Raw genomic sequence first — 17064 nt, forward strand, 5'->3', positions numbered from 1 at the left:
GCCGATGGCCGCGGGGCGCTTGGGGGTTTGATGGTGGGGGTTAATAGGGGGCGTCAACCGGCCCCATCCCGACATAAACCGATTTGATCTGGGTATAATGCTCGACCGCCGCATGACCGTTTTCGCGGCCCACACCCGACATCTTGACCCCACCAAAGGGTGACTCGACGGGCGTCAGGTTATAGGCGTTGATCCAGCAGGTGCCCGCCTGCAACTGGGCCACAACCCGGTGGGCGCGGGCCAGATCAGCGGTGAATACCCCCGCAGCAAGGCCAAATTCCGTGGCATTGGCGCGGGCGATCACCTCGGCCTCATCCTCAAAATCCAGCACCGCCATCACGGGGCCGAACACCTCTTCACAGGCCAGGGTCATGTCATCGGTCACATCGGCGAAAACCGTGGGCTGAATGTAAAACCCATCCTTGATCGGCGCGCGGTTGCCACCCGTCACCACCCTGCCGCCCTGATCACGGGCCTGTGCGACATAGCCCATGACCTTGTCCAGCTGTGCTGCGCTGACCAGCGGGCCAAGCTGGGTGTCATCTTTGCGCGGGTCGCCCAGCACGATCGCCTCGGTCCGCGCCTTGAGCCGATCAAGAAAGCGCGTCTTGATGCCCTTTTGCACAAAGACACGGGTGCCGTTGGAACAGATCTGCCCGGTTGAATAGAAATTCGCCAGCAGCGCTGCGCCAACGGCATCTTCGACATTGGCATCATCAAAGATGATCAAGGGCGACTTGCCGCCAAGTTCCATGGTGACATGACGCACCCCGGCGGCAGCGGCGGCATATACCTTTTGGCCCGTGGGCACGCTGCCTGTCAGCGACACTTTATCAACCCGCGGATCGGTGACCAAAGCCGCCCCGACCGCACCGCGCCCCTGCACCACGTTGAACAGACCCGCAGGCAGGCCCGCTTGCACCAAGATCTCGGCCAGCTTCAGCGCCCCAAGCGGTGTCACCTCGGACGGTTTGAACACCATGGCATTGCCCAGCGCCAGTGCAGGCGCAGATTTCCAGCAGGCAATCTGGCTGGGATAGTTCCAGGCCCCAATCCCCAAGCAAACCCCCACCGGTTCGCGCAAAGTATAGACGAAATCCTGCCCCAAGGGGATGGTTTGCCCCGTCACCGTGGGGGCAAGGCCCGCGAAATATTCCAGCGCATCAGCGCCCGAAGGCCAGTCAGCCACGCGGGTTTCCTGGATGGGCTTTCCGGTATCAAGCGTTTCAAGCTGCGCCAGGTCCTCGGCCTGCGCATGGATCAGATCAACGGCACGGCGCAGGATGCGCGCACGATCCACCGGGCGGGTGCGCGCCCAGTCACCTTGGGCGCGCCGCGCACTGGCAAGGGCACGGTCGAGGATGGCGGGGGTGGCTTCGTGAACGCGGGCAATCACTTCGCCTGTGGCAGGAAAGATCACGTCAATGGCCGCCCCGGCCACGTCTTCGACATAGGCGCCATCAACGAAATGGCTGGCTTTGGGTTGGGCAATCATGCGCGACCCTCCTTTAATTGAGACTTCAGATAGTCTGACAACAAAGCAACCGACGCCGCCGGATCAGGCGGCCCGGATTTCAGCACTTCGCGCAGATAAAGACCGTCGATCAACGCCCCCAGGCCGTCGGCAATCACCGTGGCGCGGGCACCTGCCAAGGGGCGCAGGCAGATCAGCAGATTTGATCGCAATCGGCGCTGATACACCGCCAGCAGGCGTCGGGCCTGCGGCACGGTCTGCGCCAGGACCCAGAAGTTCAGCCATGCACTTACGGCCTCACGCCGGAAGTTGCCGGGGCTGAAACTGGCATGCAAAATCGCCATCAACCGCGCCTCTGGCCCCTTGGCCGTGCAAAGCGCCCCACGCACCTCGGCCCCGTAAATCGTCAGGATATGGCGCATGGCCGCAAGGAAGATTTCTTCCTTCGAGCCGAAGTAGTGATGGGCCAAGGCCGAAGACATGCCAGCGCGCCGGGCAATCTGGCTGACCGTCACGTCAAGCGAGCCAATGCGACCGATCTCTACGATCGTCGCTTTGACCAAGGCCTCCTTTCGGATAGGCTCCATCCCAAGCTTCGGCATCCTAAAAATCCAACAAATGGGTTGCTTTTTGGTGGTAGCTTGAAGTTTATTGACTCGTCAATCAACAAAAAAGAGGGAGTGACCATGTCCAAACGTTCTGCCCTGCTGGCATCCGCCGTGACTTTTGCCATGGCCGGTTCGGCCTTTGCCGAAGGCTGTGACACGATCGTCTTTTCCGATGTCGGCTGGACCGACATCACCGCCACCACCGCCGCGACCACGGTGGTGCTGGAAGCCTTGGGCTATGACACCGAAATCAAGGTGCTGTCGGTGCCTGTCACCTATGCCGGGCTGGCGGGGGGCGATATCGACGTGTTCCTGGGCAACTGGATGCCCACGATGGAAGGCGACATTGCCAAATACCGCGATGAAGGCAGTGTCGAAACAGTGCGCACCAATCTGGAAGGTGCGAAATACACGCTGGCGACCAATGCCGCCGGGGCCGCGCTGGGGATCAGCGATTTCGGCAATATCAAAGATCACAAAGAGGCGCTGGACAGCAACATCTATGGGATCGAGCCGGGCAATGACGGCAATCGCCTGATCATCGACATGATCGCCTCGGGGCCCTTTGGCCTTGATGGGTTTGAAATCGTCGAATCCTCGGAGCAGGGGATGCTGGCCGCCGTGGCGCGGGCCGAAAAGGCAGGCGAGCCCATCGTTTTTCTGGGCTGGGAACCGCATCCGATGAATGCCAATTTCGACCTGACCTATCTGACCGGGGGCGATGACTATTTCGGCCCCAATCTGGGTGGCGCCATCGTCGCGACCAACACCCGCAAGGGCTATGTCAGTGAATGCCCGAACACCGGCAAGCTGTTGCAAAACCTTGAATTCACGCTGCCCATGGAAAACCAGATCATGGGGGCCATTCTGGACAACGGCGACGACCCGGCCGATGCAGCACGCGCATGGCTGGCCGCCAATCCCGGCACCTGGGAGGCTTGGCTGGACGGGGTAACCACCAAAGATGGCGGAGATGCAAAGGCCGCCGTGGTGGCTGCGCTGAACTGAGCGCGCCACAGTTATGACCGGACGGAGCGGGGGTTTCACACCCCCGCACCCCCGTTTGATAGGTAGACCAAAGCAATAGGGGGGGTGTCGTGCTGGAGTGGCTGACCGAAACCAAAATCCCGGTGGGCAAAGCGGCCAAGGCCGTTTTTGACGGGATGAATACGCATCTGGGTGGGCTGTTTGATGCAATTGCCGCCATTATGGAGGCGATGATCGACGCTATCCTGTGGTGTCTTGAAACGCCCCATCCCCTCGCCCTTGTCGCGGCGTTCGTGGCCGCAAGCTGGTGGCTGCACCGCAGTTGGAAGCTGTGTCTGGGCGTCACCTTGGGCTTTTTGTTCATCCTGAACCAAGGCTATTGGGATGAGACGATGGAGAGCCTGACGCTGATCTTGTCGGCCTGCGTTGTCTGCATGGGGTTGGGTGTGCCGATTGGCATCGCCGCTGCGCATCGACCACGGCTGTATTCGTGGCTGTCGCCCGTGCTGGATCTGATGCAAACGCTGCCGACCTTTGTCTATCTTATTCCCGCGATTGTCTTTTTTGGCTTGGGAATGGTGCCTGGGTTGATTGCCACGGTGATTTTCGTGCTGCCCGCGCCGATCCGGCTGACCTATCTGGGGGTCAGTGCAACGCCTGTGGCGCTGACCGAGGCTGCCACGGCCTTTGGCGCCACACCGCGACAATTGCTTTGGAAGGTCGAACTGCCCTATGCCTTTCCGCAAATCATGGCCGGGCTGAACCAGACCATCATGCTGTCTTTGTCGATGGTGGTGATCGCGGCGCTGGTCGGGGCCAATGGTCTGGGCGTTCCGGTTGTGCGCGCGCTGAACAGCGTGAACACTGCCCTTGGCTTTGAATCGGGCTTTATCATCGTGGTCGTTGCCATCTTGCTGGACCGGATGCTGCGCGTGGGGGGCAAGGCATGAGCGATACGTCCAAACCCAACCGACAGGCCGGGCTGGCTGTGCGATTTGACCGGGTGTCGATCGTTTTTGGCGACCACCCCGACCGCGCCCTGCCGCTGATGGACAAGGGCCAAAGCCGATCCGAGATTCAGGCGGCAACCGGGCAGGTTCTGGGGGTGCATGATTGCTCGCTTGAGGTGCAAGAGGGCGAAATCCTTGTGCTGATGGGGCTGTCGGGGTCGGGCAAATCCACGCTGTTGCGCGCGGTAAACGGGCTGAACCCGGTTTGCCGGGGGGCTGTGCATGTCAGCGATGGCGATGGGATGGTGGATGTCACCCACGCCGATGCCACCACCTTGCGCCGCATGCGCCTGCATCGGATCGCCATGGTGTTTCAGCAGTTTGGCCTGCTGCCCTGGCGCACAGTGCGCGAGAATGTGGGGCTGGGGCTGGAACTGGCCGGGATGGCCAAGGCCGAATGGCGCGCGCGGGTGGATGCGCAGCTAGAGTTGGTGGGCCTGAGCCAATGGGCCGAACGCAAGGTGGGTGATCTGTCAGGCGGTATGCAACAGCGTGTGGGTCTGGCCCGCGCCTTTGCCACCGAAGCGCCAATCCTGCTGATGGATGAGCCGTTCAGCGCGCTGGACCCGTTGATCCGGGCCAAGTTGCAGGACGAGTTGCTGGAATTGCAGGCCAAGCTGAAACGGACGATCATCTTTGTCAGCCACGATCTGGATGAGGCGTTCAAGATCGGCAACCGGATCGCCCTTATGGAAGGCGGGCGGATCGTGCAATGCGGCTCGGCGCGCGATATCATCGCCAACCCGATCAACGGCTATGTGCAGGATTTCGTGGCCCATATGAACCCGCTGACCGTGCTGACCGCGCGCGACGTGATGGAACCGGGCCAGTCTGATGCCCCCGCGGTTGGGGCCGAAACGCCGGTGAAGGAGATCATGGCCCGGATGCGCGACGGGGCAAGCGAATTGGCGGTGGTCGAGGCCGGGCAAACGATTGGGGTGCTGCACATCGCCTCGGTCATGGGGCGGCTGATCGATCCGCAAAGGGGGGCACAATGACCAAAGACATCAGCCGCTTTCCGGTGGTCGGGCTGGAAAACCTGCCAACCGATCTGGCAGACCGGATCGCAACCATTGCCGAAAAGTCGGGCTTTGTGCCCAATGTCTTTCTGGCCATGGCCCATCGCCCCGACGAATTGCGCGCGTTCATGGATTACCATGATGCCCTGATGGAAAAGCCCGGCGGGCTGACCAAGGCCGAGCGCGAGATGATTGTGGTGGCGACCAGTGCGGCGAATGATTGCCAGTATTGCGTCGTGGCGCATGGGGCCATTCTGCGCATCCGGGCCAAGAACCCGCTGATTGCCGATCAGGTGGCGGTCAACTGGCGCAAGGCCGATCTGACCCCGCGAGAAGCCGCGATGTTGCGCTATGCGCTGAAAGTGGCCTTGCGCGCGCAAGAGATTGAGCCCGCTGACCATAGCGCACTCGCTGAGGCCGGCTTTACGCAAGATGAAATCTGGGACATCGGCGCAATTACCGCGTTTTTCGGCCTGTCGAACCGGATCGTGAACATGGCCACGATCCGGCCGAATGACGAATTCTACAGCCTTGGCCGAAACCTGCCGATCAAGGATTAACCTTCGTCGGCGGGCTTTGCGGCCTTTTTGGCGGCGGGTTTCTTGGCCGCTGTCGTTTTGGCCGCTGTCGTTTTTGCTGCTGTCGTTTTGGCCGGGGCTTTCTTGGGTGCGGCCTTCTTTTCGGTGGCCTTGGCCGCTGCCTTTTTGGGCGCGGCTTTCTTCTTGCCACCCTTTGCGCCGGCCTTGGCTGCGATCAGTTCCAGGGCCTGCTCGACCGTCACATCTTCGGGGGTGATGTCCTTGGGCAGGGTCGCGTTGACCTTTTCCCATTTCACATAAGGGCCATAGCGCCCCGACATCACCTGAATCGCGCCGCCATCAGGGTGGTCGCCCAGACTGCGCAAAGGTTCGGGGGCAGCAGCCCCCCTGCCCCGGCTGGCCTTTTGGGCCAGAACCTCAACCGCGCGGTTCATGCCAATCGTGAAAACTTCTTCGACATCGGGCAAATTGGCATAGGTGCTGTTGTGTTTGACAAAGGGGCCATAGCGGCCAATGCCTGCCTCAACCAGCACACCATCCTCGGGGTGCGGGCCAATGGGGCGGGGCAGCGACAACAGATCCAGCGCCCGCTCCAGCGTCAGGCTGTCGGGGGCCCACCCTTTGGGCAGGCTGGCGCGGTCGGGTTTGGGGATCTCGGCCGTGGCCTCTCCGCGCTGAACATAGGGGCCAAACCGGCCCGAGCGGACCGAAATGTCATTGCCCGCGTCATCCTGCCCCAGCACCTTGCCATCAGCAGACACGCCATCTTCGGCGCCTGAAATCGGGCGCGTATACCGGCATTCAGGATAATTGCCACAGCCGATAAACGCCCCACCCGAGCGGGCAGTTTTCAGATGCAACCGCCCACTGCCACAGGTGGGGCAAAGGCGCGGATCACTGCCATCGGGGCGCGGAGGATACAGATGCGGCGACAGGAAGTCGTCGATCTTGTCCAGCACTTCGCTGATGCGCAGATCGGCCGTATCGGCCACCGCAGCGGAAAAATCACGCCAGAACCGGGCCAGAACTTCCTTGTATTCACGGTCACCTGCCGACACATCATCCAGCTCGGTTTCCAGATCGGCGGTAAAATCATACTCGACATAGCGGCGGAAGAAGTTGGTCAGAAAGGCCGTGACCAGGCGGCCTTTATCCTCGGGGATCAGGCGGTTCTTGTCTTTGCGCACATATTCACGATCCTGAATCGTGGACAGCACCGAGGCATAGGTCGAGGGCCGACCGATTCCCAATTCTTCCATCCGCTTGACCAAGGTGGCCTCGGTATAACGGGGGGGCGGTTGGGTAAAGCTTTGGCTGCCCAGCACGGCCGCATCGGGGCTGATCACAGCCGAAGCAACGCGGTGATCGGATGATGTGTCCAGCACGTCGCCTTCGGCTGCCTCTTTGCGGGCCTTGGCAAAGGCCGCCTGAAACGCTGCCGCCTGCGGCTTGGCCGGTTCGCCGGTCATGATCTGTGGCAGGCGGCCACCTTCTTCATCCTCATCGTCGCGGCCTTCATCATAGACCTTGAGAAAGCCGTCAAACATCACGACCTGCCCGGTGGCGCGCAGCCCCACCTGACCATCGCTGCTGCCAATTTCAACGGTCGTCCGCTCTAGTCGCGCGGCAGACATCTGGCTGGCAATGGTGCGCTTCCAGATCAGATCATATAGACGGGCCTGATCTGCCTCGGACAGCTTCAGCTTTTCGGGGGCCTTGGCCATGTCGGTCGGGCGGATACATTCATGCGCTTCCTGCGCGTTCTTGGCCTTGTTCTTATAAATGCGCGGTGCATCGGGCACATAGGCGGCGCCGAACCGGTCCTTGATCGCATCCCGCGCCTCGGCCACGGCTTCGGGGGCCATGTCGATGCCATCGGTCCGCATATAGGTGATGTGCCCTGCCTCATAGAGACGTTGCGCCGCACTCATGCATTGCTTGGCGCCCATACCAAATTTACGGCTAGCCTCTTGCTGCAAAGTTGATGTCATAAAGGGCGGATGCGGGTTGCGGGTGGCCGGGCGCGCCTCAACGCTTTGCACCGTCAGTGTTCGGGAAGTGACAGCCTTGACCGCCAATTCCGCGGCCTCCACCGTCGGAATGTCGAATTTATCCAGCTTCTTGCCACCCAGAACCGTCAGCTTGGCCTGATATTCTTGGCCGCGTGGCGTGGTAAAGGCGGCCGTAACCGACCAGTATTCGCGGGCGCGAAAGGCCTCGATCTCCATCTCGCGCTCAACAATCAGACGCAGGCAAACAGACTGCACGCGGCCCGCACTGCGCGCACCGGGCAATTTGCGCCACAAAACCGGCGACAGGGTAAAGCCCACCAGATAATCCAACGCGCGGCGGGCCAGATAGGCCTCGACCAGCGGTGTATCGATCTCGCGCGGCTCTTTCATCGCCTTGGTGACGGCATCTTTGGTGATGGCGTTAAAGGTGACGCGGCTGACCTTCTTGCCCTTCTTCAGGCTCGAGGCCAGGGCCTCGCGCAGGTGCCAACTGATCGCCTCTCCCTCGCGATCGGGGTCAGTGGCAAGGATCAGTGTATCATCGGTCTTCAACGCCTCGGTGATGGCGCGGATGTGCTTTTTCGACTCGGGCGCCACTTCCCATGTCATTTCAAAATCGTGTTCGGTATCGACCGATCCATCCTTGGCGGGCAGATCACGCACATGGCCGTACGAGGCAAGCACCGTATAGTCTGAACCAAGATATTTGTTGATTGTCTTGGCCTTAGCGGGCGACTCTACAACGACGACTGGCATGAAATTCCCTTTTCCACGATGCCCAAGGGGCGCGGCAAGATGTGAGGGAACCGAAGGGAATGTCAATGCAGCAATCTGAACGGGCCCGTTTCAGGTCAGTCAATGCGGTTGATCAGACCACCGGGCGCGCGATGCACCCTGCCCTCCAACTCCAGCGTGACAAGTTGCGCGACCACCGTCGCCGGGGGAAGTGACAGGTCACGGATCAACTGGTCCTCGGCCAGTGGGCTGGGCCCCAAGCGGGCCAGAATCTGGCTGTGCACTGCGGCCATATCCGACAACGGGCGCCGGGCAGGCACCGGGCCGGGCAGCACGGCAGGTTGCATGGCAGGCTGTGGGGCCACCTCTGCCTCGGGGAAAGAAACGACTTGGCCGCCCACAACCTCCAGCACATCTTGCGGGCCACGCACCAACAATGCGCCGTCGCGGATCAGCATATTGCATCCCGAGGCGCGGGCATCAAACGGGTGGCCGGGCACAGCCAGCACATCCCGCCCCTGATCAAGCGCATTCCTTGCCGTGATCAAACTGCCCGATCGGGCCGCCGCCTCGACCACAACAACGGCACGGGACAGGCCCGAAACGATGCGGTTGCGCTGTGGAAAATGTCGGGCCTGCGGGATCAGGCCGGGGCAATGTTCAGATACAAGACAACCCTTTTCGGCAATCTCGGCCGCAAGGCGTGCGTTTTCTTCGGGGTAGATCACATCAACACCGCCGGCTTGCACCGCAACGGTGCCGGTGGCAAGCGTGGCCTGATGTGCCTCGGCATCGATGCCACGCGCCAGGCCCGAGACGATAACACATCCCGCCTGCCCCAAACCTTCGGCCAGCCGCCGGGCCATACGCAACCCAAGGCTAGAGGCGTTCCGTGCCCCCACAAGCGCCACCATAGGCCGCGCCAACAAGGACACATCGCCCTTTACCCAAAGTGCGGGCGGCGCATCCGGCAGATCGGTCAGCGCCTGCGGATAACGGGGATCGCCCCATAAAATCAGCTGTGCCCCGGCAAGGCGGCCATCGGCCAGTTCCTTGCGCACGACTTCAATCGGGCAAATGCTGTAATTCTCAACCCCGGCGGCAAGGGCGACCTCGGGCAAGGCCCGCAGCGCCGCCGCCGCCGACCCATGTTCCGCCATCAACCGATGCCAGGTGACAGCCCCAACCCTGCGGGAGCGAATGAGACGTAAGCAATCCACCGGGTCATCGTCCAGGGGTGTGGGGTGGGGTGTGGGTTTGGATGTCTGTCCCATGTCCGCCTCGCCTCATTCGCGAATCCCTTTTGCACCATCCACGGTTAACAGGTGATGAATCACAGCCAGCCTCTGCCGAAATGACCAAAAACACATCTTCCTGGTCGTTCTGGTGATTGATTGCGCCCGGATTTTTTGATCAAATATAAAAGATGCGCCCTATCGGGGCCGAACCGGAGCCAAAGCCATGAAGAACGCCGAAGTAGCCATTCGCCGCGATGATGCCATCTCTCGCGGCGTTGGGATGATGACCCAGATCTATGCCGACCGGGCGTTGAATGCCGAAATCTGGGATATTGAGGGCAACCGTTACATCGATTTTGCCGCGGGCATCGCCGTGGTCAACACCGGGCACTGCCACCCCAAGGTGATGGCGGCGGTCGAGGCCCAGATGAAAAAGTTCACGCATACCTGCCATCAGGTCATGCCTTATGAACCCTATATTCGTCTGGCCGAGCGTCTGAACGCCGCTGTGCCGGGCGATTTCGCCAAGAAGACGATCTTTGTCACCACCGGGGCCGAGGCCTGTGAAAACGCGGTCAAGATTGCCCGCATCGCCACGGGGCGTGATGCCGTGATCGCCTTTGGGGGCGGTTTCCATGGCCGCACCTTTATGGGCATGACGCTGACCGGCAAGGTCGAGCCCTACAAGAAGGGCTTTGGCAGCATGATGCCGAATGTCTTTCATGTGCCTTTCCCGATGGATGTGCACGGCATTTCGACCAAGGATTCGATGGCGGGCATTGAAAAGCTGTTCAAGGCCGATCTGGACCCAGCCCGTGTGGCCGCGATCATCTTTGAACCGGTGCAGGGCGAAGGCGGCTTTTACCCCGCGCCCGCCGATCTGGTGCGCGCCTTGCGGGCCCTGTGTGACAAGCACGGCATCGTCATGATCGCGGATGAGGTGCAGACCGGCTTTGCCCGCACCGGCAATCTGTTCGCGATGGATGCCTATGACGTGGCCGCTGACCTGACCACCATGGCCAAGGGTCTGGCGGGTGGCCTGCCCTTGGCGGCGGTCACCGGCAAGGCCGAGTTGATGGATGCCGCCAACCCAGGTGGCCTTGGGGGCACCTATGCGGGCAACCCCTTGGGCATTGCGGCCAGCCATGCGGTGCTGGATGTGATCGAGGAAGAAAACCTCTGCGCCCGCGCCAATGAACTGGGCAGCCGGCTTAAGCAAAAGCTGGAATCGCTGCGCCCCACCACGCCAGAGATCAGTGATATTCGCGGCCCCGGCTTCATGGTCGCCGTCGAATTTGCGAACCCCACCACGAAAGAGCCGGATGCAGGCTTTACCGGCCGCGTGCGGATGGAGGCCCAAAAGCGGGGTCTGATTCTCCTGACCTGTGGCGTCTATGGCAACGTGGTACGCTTTCTTGCGCCGATCACCATTCCCGATGCCCATTTCGCCGAAGCGATGGACATTCTGGAAGCCTCGGTGGCGGCAGCGCGCGTGTGATCGGGCCTGGGCCAGCGGGAAACCGCTGACAGGGCCACAGATCACGGTGCAACGAATAAAAGGCGTGGAACTTTTTCGCTGTCGGGGCGTTGATAGATCATCTGCAATGCCGCCGCGCACGATCGGAGACGGAAATGAACATCAAACTACTCGCCCTGCCGCTGTTGGCCCTTCCCCTTGCCGGGTGCCAGACGCCCGGACAAAACGCTGCCCTTGGTGGCATCACCGGGGCTGCCGTTGGCGCCGCTGTTTCGTCGGATTCGGATCGGACGAAAGGCGCGCTGATTGGTGCCGCAGTGGGCGTGGCCGCCTCGACGCTGATCGGGCCGGCCAACACGCCCGGCCAGTGCTATTACCGCGACGCCAACGGCAACCGCTTTATCGCAGCCTGCTGATCAGGCACAGAACGTCAAAGGCCGCCCCCAACCGGGCGGCCTTTTTCTTTGCCTTGGCAGGTCGGGCTGCGACAGGTAAGACGCGGGCCAGACCATTCGCGCAACACCAAGGCCCGATATGCCCGCACCCGCCCTCCCTGCTGATCAGGGCCTGTTGTTGCAACGGGCCTCTGTGGTGTTGGGTGGTGCGCGGGTGCTGCATGACATCACGCTGCACCTGACCGAGCGGCGGATCGGCATCATCGGGCGCAATGGATCGGGCAAATCCACGCTGCTGCGGTTGATGGCGGGGCTGGTGCCGGCAGACAGTGGCACGGTCAATGTGGATGGCATTGATCCGATGGCCGATCGCAAAGCCCTGTTGTCGCGTCTGGGTATCCTGTTTCAAAACCCCGACCATCAGATCCTGTTCCCCACCGTGCAGGAAGAACTGGCCTTTGGCCTGATCCAGATGGGCCAGCCCAAGGCCCTGGCCATGGCCAGGGTGCAGTCCCGGCTGGCCACGGCAGGCCGGGCCGATTGGGCGGGGCGATCAGTGGCAACCCTTAGTCAGGGCCAGCGGCAATGGCTGTGCCTGCAGGCGGTTCTGTTGATGGGGCCGCAGACCATCTTGCTGGATGAACCCTTGGCCGGGCTGGACCTGCCAACCCAAGCCCGCCTGACGCGAAGCTTTGACGCCTTGGCCCAGCGACTGATCACCATCACCCACGACCCGGCCTTTGTGCAGGCCGCTGATCGGGTGATCTGGCTTGAGCGCGGGCGCATTCAGGCCGACGGGCCGCCCGCACAGGTCTTGCCCGGCTTTGTGGCGGCCATGCAGCACCTGGGGGCAAGCGATGCTGACGCTGACCTCTCCGATTGAAACGCCGCTGCACGAACTGCCGGCCGCGGCCAAGCTGGCGGCACTGGCGGGGTTCACCTTTGCGCTGTTCCTGACCGGCTCGCCCCTGTGGCTTGGCGCGGCTTTGCTGCTGGTGGCGGCGCTGCACCTGACGGGGGGGCCGCGCTTTGCCCGCCACGGATTGGCGATGCTGCGCCCGCTGTGGCCCTTTGTGGCAGTTGTGGCCCTGTGGCATCTGTGGGTGGGCAGCCCGGCAGCGGGGCTGGCGGTGATCTTGCGCATGCTGGCGGCGGTGGCGGCGGCCAATCTGGTCACGATGACCACCCGCCTGTCTGACATGATCAGCGTGGTCGAGCGTCTGGCCGCGCCCCTTGCCCCCATTCTGCCGCCGCGCCGACTGGCCTTGGCCATCGCGCTGGTGATCCGCTTTGTTCCGGTGCTGTCGGGCCGGATCGATCAGATCGCCCTGGCCTTTCGCGCCCGCAGTGCGCGCCGCGTCAGCTGGCGCATTCTGGCCCCCGCCGCGCTTGCCGCACTGGACGATGCCGAGCATGTGGCCGAGGCCTTGCGCGCAAGAGGCGGCGCAGGCTAAAAGGCGCAACCATTTTGCGGAGATGTCCATGGAACGCAGCCTTGCCCATATCGCCTTGTTCGCCGCCCTGATCGCGGTGCTGGGGCTTGTGCCCAAGATCGACCTTGCCGCAGGCATTCCGATCACCGCGCAATCGCTGGGCATCATGTTGTGCGGCACAGTCTTGGGCGCGCGGCGCGGGGGCCTTGCCGTGCTGTTGTTTCTGCTGCTGGTGGCGCTTGGTCTGCCCTTGCTGTCGGGCGGGCGCGGCGGGCTGGGGGTTTTTGCCGGGCCGTCGGTCGGCTTTCTCATCGGCTTTCCCGTCGCCGCCTTTGTCGCAGGCTGGGTGGTCGAGCGCACGACGCTGGCCCCGCTTTGGGCGGCGATGTGCGGTGCGGTTCTGGGTGGCATCGGGGTGCTTTACGCCTTTGGCATTCCGGGCATGGCGCTGATGCTGGACAAATCCCTGACCGAGGCAAGCTATCTGGCCATGGCCTTTCTGCCCGGTGATCTGATCAAGGCTGTGCTGGCAGGGTTTGCCACCCAAGCCATCGCCAAGGCCCGCCCCGGCGCGCTGTTGTCGCGCGCCTAATCGCGCCGAACCACCAGCGCCGACCCGATCCCCCCAGCCGAGGCGATGGCCGCAAGGCCAGCACCTTGGTGCAGGTCGTGAAACAGCCGCACCGCCAGGATCGCACCCGAGGCGCCAATCGGATGCCCCCGCGACAGCGCCCCGCCACCGGGGTTCACAATCGCGGCGGGCAGACCTGCCCGCGTGATGCAGGCCATGGCCTGCGCGGCATAGGCTTCCATCACCTCGGCCTGCCGAAGGTCGTCGGGGGCAAGACCCGCTGTCGCAAGGGCCGCGCCAATGGCGGCCACCGGGGCCAGGCCCGGCTGGGTCGGCTGCCCCCCCAAGGTCGCCCCTGACAGAAGGCGCAAGGCCCCGCTGCGCCACAGATCATCTGCCGCCACGATGCAAAATGCGGCCGCATCGGCGGCAACCGCTGCATTGGCCGCGGTGATCGGCCCACAGATCGGCTTTGCCCGCGCGGCCAAGGCCGGGGTCAGGTGCCGGGCAAAGGCATCTCTGCCTTGCCCTGCCACGGGCACAATCTCGGGCCACGTCTTACGCATCGCGCGTGCATGGCTTGCCACGGCATAGGCATCCATATCGGTTTGGCTCAGCCCCTCGGCCTGCGCCAGGGCCGCTGCTGCCTCGGCCATGCCCGGATCACGGTCGGGCCAGGGGGTAAAGGGCGCCTGATCATAGGGCTGCGGCTGCGCCCCGTCTGGATCGGTCGTTAGCCGCAGGGGGCGGCGAGAATAGCTTTCGGCCCCCCCCGCCAGCACCAGCCGCGCCTGCCCGCTGTCAACCAGCGCCCGCGCCAGCAAAATCGCATCAAGGCCCCCCGCACATTGGCGATCAATCGTCAGCCCTGCCACCTGCAACGGCAAGCCAGCCGCCAGCGCAATGCGACGCGCCGGGTTGCCACCGGGGCCGATGGCATTGGCGCAGATCACCTCATCCACCGCCGTCAGCCCCGCATCTACAAGGCAGGCACGCACCACGGGCACGGCCAACTGCTCTAGCGACAGGCGCGCAAAGGCCCCGCCGCGCGGCACAACCGCCGTGCGCCGGGCCGACAGGATCACCGCCATGACGCAACCTCGGCCTGCAAGTGCACTAGATCGGTCTTGCCCGATGCCAGCAGCGGCCAGTCTTGCCGCCAGATCAGCGTCTTTGGGGCAAGGGTTGGCCCCAACTTCTGCCGCAACGCCCGCAAGATGTTGTCTTCTTGCGCAGCATCACCGGTTAGAACCGCCAGCAGCACATGGCCACGCGCCGCATCGGCCACCGGCAAGACAGCCGCGCGCTGCACACCGGGCAGGGTCAGCAAGAACTGCTCGATCTCTTCGGGAAAGACGTTCCGGTCTGCCACCGAGACCATACGCCCCGCCCGCCCGCGCAAGATCAGGCCCTGTGGCGTCATCTGGCCCATTTCGCCCACCGTCAGCCAGTCCCCCTGCCACTGGGCGCTGCCATGATCGGCCCCCGCATAGCCCTGAAACACATAGGGGCTGCGCACCCAGACAAGGCCTTGGCCGTCAACCTGCAGCTGAACCCCCGAATAGGCATGCCCCACACAACCCGCCGCATCGCCCGCCAAAGACCCCGAGGCCAAGGTGACGAAACTGGTTTCCGCCGCCCCGTAAAATTCATGCACAACCGCATGCGGCGCAAGGGCCTGCACGGCACTGCGCAACGCTTTGTCCAGCGTGGCGCCGCCCACAACCACATGGCGCAGTGCGGGCAAATGCCCCGCCGCCGACACCACCGGGCGCAGTTGTGCGGGTGTGGCATAAACCACCTGCACCGCCCGCATCGCCAGGGCCTGGGCCTGACGGTCAGGCCGCATCGGGGCCAGCAGATGCAGATCAGCGCCCAGATGCAGCGCCTCGATCGCGGCATAAAGCGCCAGCGAATGCACCAGCCCCCCCAGCACGGCCACCCCCGTGCCGGGGCCAATGCCAAACAAGCCTGCATTGACGGCAAAGCTGGCGCACCAACTGGCCTGACTGCGGATCACCCGGCGCGGCTGGCCCAATGACCCTCCGGTCAAGCTCTCAAACGTGCCAGGCCCCGCCTGCAAATCGCCACTGCCACCGATACGAAAGGCCGCACCGCCCCCGGCCAGAACCATCGGCAAAACCTGCGCTCCGCCATCTGGGTCGGGCAAGGCACGAAAGGCCGCAGCGCGGGGCACCTCTGCACCGGTCAGGTCGAACAGGCGCGCTGCCTTGTGCCACCGAAACACCTGCGCCGCATCTGTTTGCCCCGCGGTGCCCAAAGACCTAGGCACCACCGCCCGGCGCAACGGCGGCGCGGGCTGCCTTGGCCGCTTGCGTCAACAACAAGACATCCACCCCGACAGCCGTAAAGCTGGTGCCCCAGCCGATGCATTGGCGCGCAAACTCCGGGTCCAGCGCCAGAATGCCCGCAGGCTTGCCTGCGGCCACGATGCGCTTGATTGCAGCTTCGATGGCCGCAACCACCTGCGGATGGCGCGGGTTGCCACCATGGCCCATGCTGGCCGCAAGATCGGCGGGCCCGATGAACAGCCCGTCAACGCCGTCAACAGCGGCAATCGCCTCGATCTGATCAAGCGCGGTGGCGGTTTCCACCTGCACCAGCAGGCACAATTCCTGCTCTGCCCGCTGCGTGTAATCGGCCACCTGCCCATAGCGGCTGGCGCGCGTCATGCCAGCAACCCCGCGCACGCCGCGCGGTGGATAGCGCATGGCGGCCACAGCGGCGCGTGCCTCGTCGGCGTTTTGCACATAGGGGATCAACAGGGTCTGCGCCCCCAGATCCAAAAGCCGCTTGATCAGCACCACATCATTGCTGGCAGGCCGCACCACCGGCGTCACCGGATACGGCGCCATGGCCTGCATCATGCCCAAAGTGTCAGGCACATCGGTCAGCGCATGTTCTGTATCAATCACCAGCCAGTCATAACCGGTCGTGGCCAAAGCCTCGGCCACCACAGGGCCGGTGATCGCATTCCACAGCCCGATCTGCTGCTGGCCCGCCGCAATGGCCCGCTTGAACCGGTTCTCGGGCAGGTTCATTGCGCCACCAGCGTTTTCATCCGGCGCAGCGCCAGCAGATAGCCTTCGGTGCCGAAACCCGCGATCACCCCATCTGCGCGAAGGCTGACATATGAGTGATGGCGAAAGGTCTCACGCTTGTGGATGTTTGAAATATGCACCTCAAGCACCGGGCCATCAAAGGCGTTCAGCGCATCAAGGATGGCGACCGAAGTATGCGTAAATGCGCCGGGATTGATGATGATGCCAGCCCCATCGTCACGGGCCTGATGCACCCAGTCAATGATCTGACCTTCCCAGTTTGACTGATGGCAGCGCAACTCCAGCCCGAGGTCTGCAGCCAGAACTTCGACCCGTGCCTGCACATCGGCCAAGGTTTCAGCACCGTAGATTTCAGGTTGTCGCCTGCCCAGCAGGTTCAGGTTCGGCCCGTTCAGCAGGTAAATGGGTTTTGGCACGCGGCAAGGCTCCTGTGATTTGCGGGCAGGATAGGGCCACGCTGCGCAACTGAAAACCACCAAATCA

Annotated in this window: 17 protein-coding genes; 9 read left to right on the forward strand and 8 right to left on the reverse strand. The window is 63.1% G+C overall.

Features of this window, described 5'->3' with window-relative positions; genetic code table 11:
- Positions 1-40: 40 nt before the first annotated feature.
- Both betB and betI read right to left on the reverse strand, forming a co-directional pair.
- The gene (betB, locus tag V3C85_RS07205) at positions 41-1495 is read right to left on the reverse strand and encodes a betaine-aldehyde dehydrogenase (protein WP_331794408.1); all 1455 of its coding nucleotides are present in this window, start codon (positions 1493-1495) and stop codon (positions 41-43) included.
- Positions 1492-2076, reverse strand: a complete 585-nt coding sequence (gene betI, locus V3C85_RS07210) for a transcriptional regulator BetI (RefSeq protein WP_331794409.1) — start codon at positions 2074-2076, stop codon at positions 1492-1494. The genes betB and betI overlap by 4 nt, the downstream gene beginning before the upstream one ends.
- A gap of 84 nt (positions 2077-2160) precedes the next feature.
- Between betI and choX the strand changes: the two genes are divergently transcribed.
- The 4 genes from choX to V3C85_RS07230 all read left to right on the forward strand — a co-directional run bounded on the left by choX (position 2161) and on the right by V3C85_RS07230 (position 5658).
- Positions 2161-3090 carry a choline ABC transporter substrate-binding protein gene (choX, locus tag V3C85_RS07215; protein ID WP_331794410.1) on the forward strand — a complete coding sequence of 310 codons (930 nt, stop codon included), beginning with the start codon at positions 2161-2163 and terminating at the stop codon, positions 3088-3090.
- Positions 3091-3182: 92 nt separating this feature from the next.
- Positions 3183-4019, forward strand: coding sequence for a choline ABC transporter permease subunit (gene choW, locus V3C85_RS07220; protein ID WP_331794626.1), 837 nt, complete (start codon positions 3183-3185; stop codon positions 4017-4019).
- Positions 4016-5077: a choline ABC transporter ATP-binding protein gene (choV, locus tag V3C85_RS07225; protein WP_331794411.1), complete on the forward strand. Its 1062-nt coding sequence runs from the start codon at positions 4016-4018 to the stop codon at positions 5075-5077. Before choW ends, choV begins: the two co-directional genes overlap by 4 nt.
- Positions 5074-5658, forward strand: a complete 585-nt coding sequence (locus V3C85_RS07230; RefSeq protein ID WP_331794412.1) for a peroxidase-related enzyme — start codon at positions 5074-5076, stop codon at positions 5656-5658. Before choV ends, V3C85_RS07230 begins: the two co-directional genes overlap by 4 nt.
- Here V3C85_RS07230 and topA read toward each other — a convergent pair.
- Both topA and dprA read right to left on the reverse strand, forming a co-directional pair.
- On the reverse strand, positions 5655-8405 hold the full coding sequence (gene topA, locus V3C85_RS07235; protein WP_331794413.1) for a type I DNA topoisomerase: 2751 nt from the start codon (positions 8403-8405) through the stop codon (positions 5655-5657). The genes V3C85_RS07230 and topA overlap by 4 nt on opposite strands.
- A 95-nt stretch (positions 8406-8500) precedes the next feature.
- A complete protein-coding gene (gene dprA / locus V3C85_RS07240; RefSeq protein WP_331794414.1) occupies positions 8501-9658 on the reverse strand; it encodes a DNA-processing protein DprA in 1158 nt (385 codons plus the stop codon).
- 187 nt (positions 9659-9845) lie between these two features.
- Between dprA and V3C85_RS07245 the strand changes: the two genes are divergently transcribed.
- The 5 genes from V3C85_RS07245 (at position 9846) to V3C85_RS07265 (ending at position 13519) form a co-directional block, all read left to right on the forward strand.
- A complete protein-coding gene (locus V3C85_RS07245; protein WP_331794415.1) occupies positions 9846-11120 on the forward strand; it encodes a 4-aminobutyrate--2-oxoglutarate transaminase in 1275 nt (424 codons plus the stop codon).
- A gap of 134 nt (positions 11121-11254) precedes the next feature.
- The gene (locus V3C85_RS07250; RefSeq protein ID WP_331794416.1) at positions 11255-11515 is read left to right on the forward strand and encodes a glycine zipper 2TM domain-containing protein; all 261 of its coding nucleotides are present in this window, start codon (positions 11255-11257) and stop codon (positions 11513-11515) included.
- A gap of 118 nt (positions 11516-11633) precedes the next feature.
- Positions 11634-12377 carry an energy-coupling factor ABC transporter ATP-binding protein gene (locus tag V3C85_RS07255; RefSeq protein ID WP_331794417.1) on the forward strand — a complete coding sequence of 248 codons (744 nt, stop codon included), beginning with the start codon at positions 11634-11636 and terminating at the stop codon, positions 12375-12377.
- Positions 12352-12948: a CbiQ family ECF transporter T component gene (locus V3C85_RS07260; protein WP_331794418.1), complete on the forward strand. Its 597-nt coding sequence runs from the start codon at positions 12352-12354 to the stop codon at positions 12946-12948. The genes V3C85_RS07255 and V3C85_RS07260 overlap by 26 nt, the downstream gene beginning before the upstream one ends.
- 28 nt (positions 12949-12976) lie before the next feature.
- Positions 12977-13519, forward strand: a complete 543-nt coding sequence (locus V3C85_RS07265) for a biotin transporter BioY (protein WP_331794419.1) — start codon at positions 12977-12979, stop codon at positions 13517-13519.
- On the opposite strand, the gene V3C85_RS07270 is transcribed toward V3C85_RS07265, so the two are convergent.
- The 4 genes from V3C85_RS07270 to aroQ are packed head-to-tail and all read right to left on the reverse strand — an operon-like array spanning position 13516 to position 16997.
- The gene (locus V3C85_RS07270; protein ID WP_331794420.1) at positions 13516-14589 is read right to left on the reverse strand and encodes a thiolase family protein; all 1074 of its coding nucleotides are present in this window, start codon (positions 14587-14589) and stop codon (positions 13516-13518) included. The genes V3C85_RS07265 and V3C85_RS07270 overlap by 4 nt on opposite strands.
- A complete protein-coding gene (locus tag V3C85_RS07275; protein WP_331794421.1) occupies positions 14580-15791 on the reverse strand; it encodes an AMP-binding protein in 1212 nt (403 codons plus the stop codon). The genes V3C85_RS07270 and V3C85_RS07275 overlap by 10 nt, the downstream gene beginning before the upstream one ends.
- Positions 15784-16560 carry an HpcH/HpaI aldolase family protein gene (locus V3C85_RS07280; protein ID WP_331794422.1) on the reverse strand — a complete coding sequence of 259 codons (777 nt, stop codon included), beginning with the start codon at positions 16558-16560 and terminating at the stop codon, positions 15784-15786. Before V3C85_RS07280 ends, V3C85_RS07275 begins: the two co-directional genes overlap by 8 nt.
- Complete coding sequence (gene aroQ, locus V3C85_RS07285; RefSeq protein WP_331794423.1) at positions 16557-16997, reverse strand: type II 3-dehydroquinate dehydratase; 441 nt, start codon at positions 16995-16997, stop codon at positions 16557-16559. Before aroQ ends, V3C85_RS07280 begins: the two co-directional genes overlap by 4 nt.
- Positions 16998-17064 lie beyond the last annotated feature (67 nt).

It is taken from the genome of Pseudotabrizicola sp. L79 (assembly GCF_036553525.1).
Taxonomy (GTDB): domain Bacteria; phylum Pseudomonadota; class Alphaproteobacteria; order Rhodobacterales; family Rhodobacteraceae; genus Pseudotabrizicola.

What these genes read in the sequence shown, in the direction of transcription:
- choV (WP_331794411.1), top strand. Translation starts at nt 4,016, where the DNA reads ATGAGCGATACGTCCAAACCCAACCGACAGGCCGGGCTGGCTGTGCGA.
- topA (WP_331794413.1), bottom strand. Translation starts at nt 8,405, where the DNA reads ATGCCAGTCGTCGTTGTAGAGTCGCCCGCTAAGGCCAAGACAATCAAC.
- V3C85_RS07250 (WP_331794416.1), top strand. Translation starts at nt 11,255, where the DNA reads ATGAACATCAAACTACTCGCCCTGCCGCTGTTGGCCCTTCCCCTTGCC.
- V3C85_RS07265 (WP_331794419.1), top strand. Translation starts at nt 12,977, where the DNA reads ATGGAACGCAGCCTTGCCCATATCGCCTTGTTCGCCGCCCTGATCGCG.
- dprA (WP_331794414.1), bottom strand. Translation starts at nt 9,658, where the DNA reads ATGGGACAGACATCCAAACCCACACCCCACCCCACACCCCTGGACGAT.
- betB (WP_331794408.1), bottom strand. Translation starts at nt 1,495, where the DNA reads ATGATTGCCCAACCCAAAGCCAGCCATTTCGTTGATGGCGCCTATGTC.
- betI (WP_331794409.1), bottom strand. Translation starts at nt 2,076, where the DNA reads ATGCCGAAGCTTGGGATGGAGCCTATCCGAAAGGAGGCCTTGGTCAAA.
- V3C85_RS07270 (WP_331794420.1), bottom strand. Translation starts at nt 14,589, where the DNA reads ATGGCGGTGATCCTGTCGGCCCGGCGCACGGCGGTTGTGCCGCGCGGC.
- V3C85_RS07245 (WP_331794415.1), top strand. Translation starts at nt 9,846, where the DNA reads ATGAAGAACGCCGAAGTAGCCATTCGCCGCGATGATGCCATCTCTCGC.
- V3C85_RS07260 (WP_331794418.1), top strand. Translation starts at nt 12,352, where the DNA reads ATGCTGACGCTGACCTCTCCGATTGAAACGCCGCTGCACGAACTGCCG.
- V3C85_RS07230 (WP_331794412.1), top strand. Translation starts at nt 5,074, where the DNA reads ATGACCAAAGACATCAGCCGCTTTCCGGTGGTCGGGCTGGAAAACCTG.
- V3C85_RS07280 (WP_331794422.1), bottom strand. Translation starts at nt 16,560, where the DNA reads ATGAACCTGCCCGAGAACCGGTTCAAGCGGGCCATTGCGGCGGGCCAG.
- choX (WP_331794410.1), top strand. Translation starts at nt 2,161, where the DNA reads ATGTCCAAACGTTCTGCCCTGCTGGCATCCGCCGTGACTTTTGCCATG.
- V3C85_RS07255 (WP_331794417.1), top strand. Translation starts at nt 11,634, where the DNA reads ATGCCCGCACCCGCCCTCCCTGCTGATCAGGGCCTGTTGTTGCAACGG.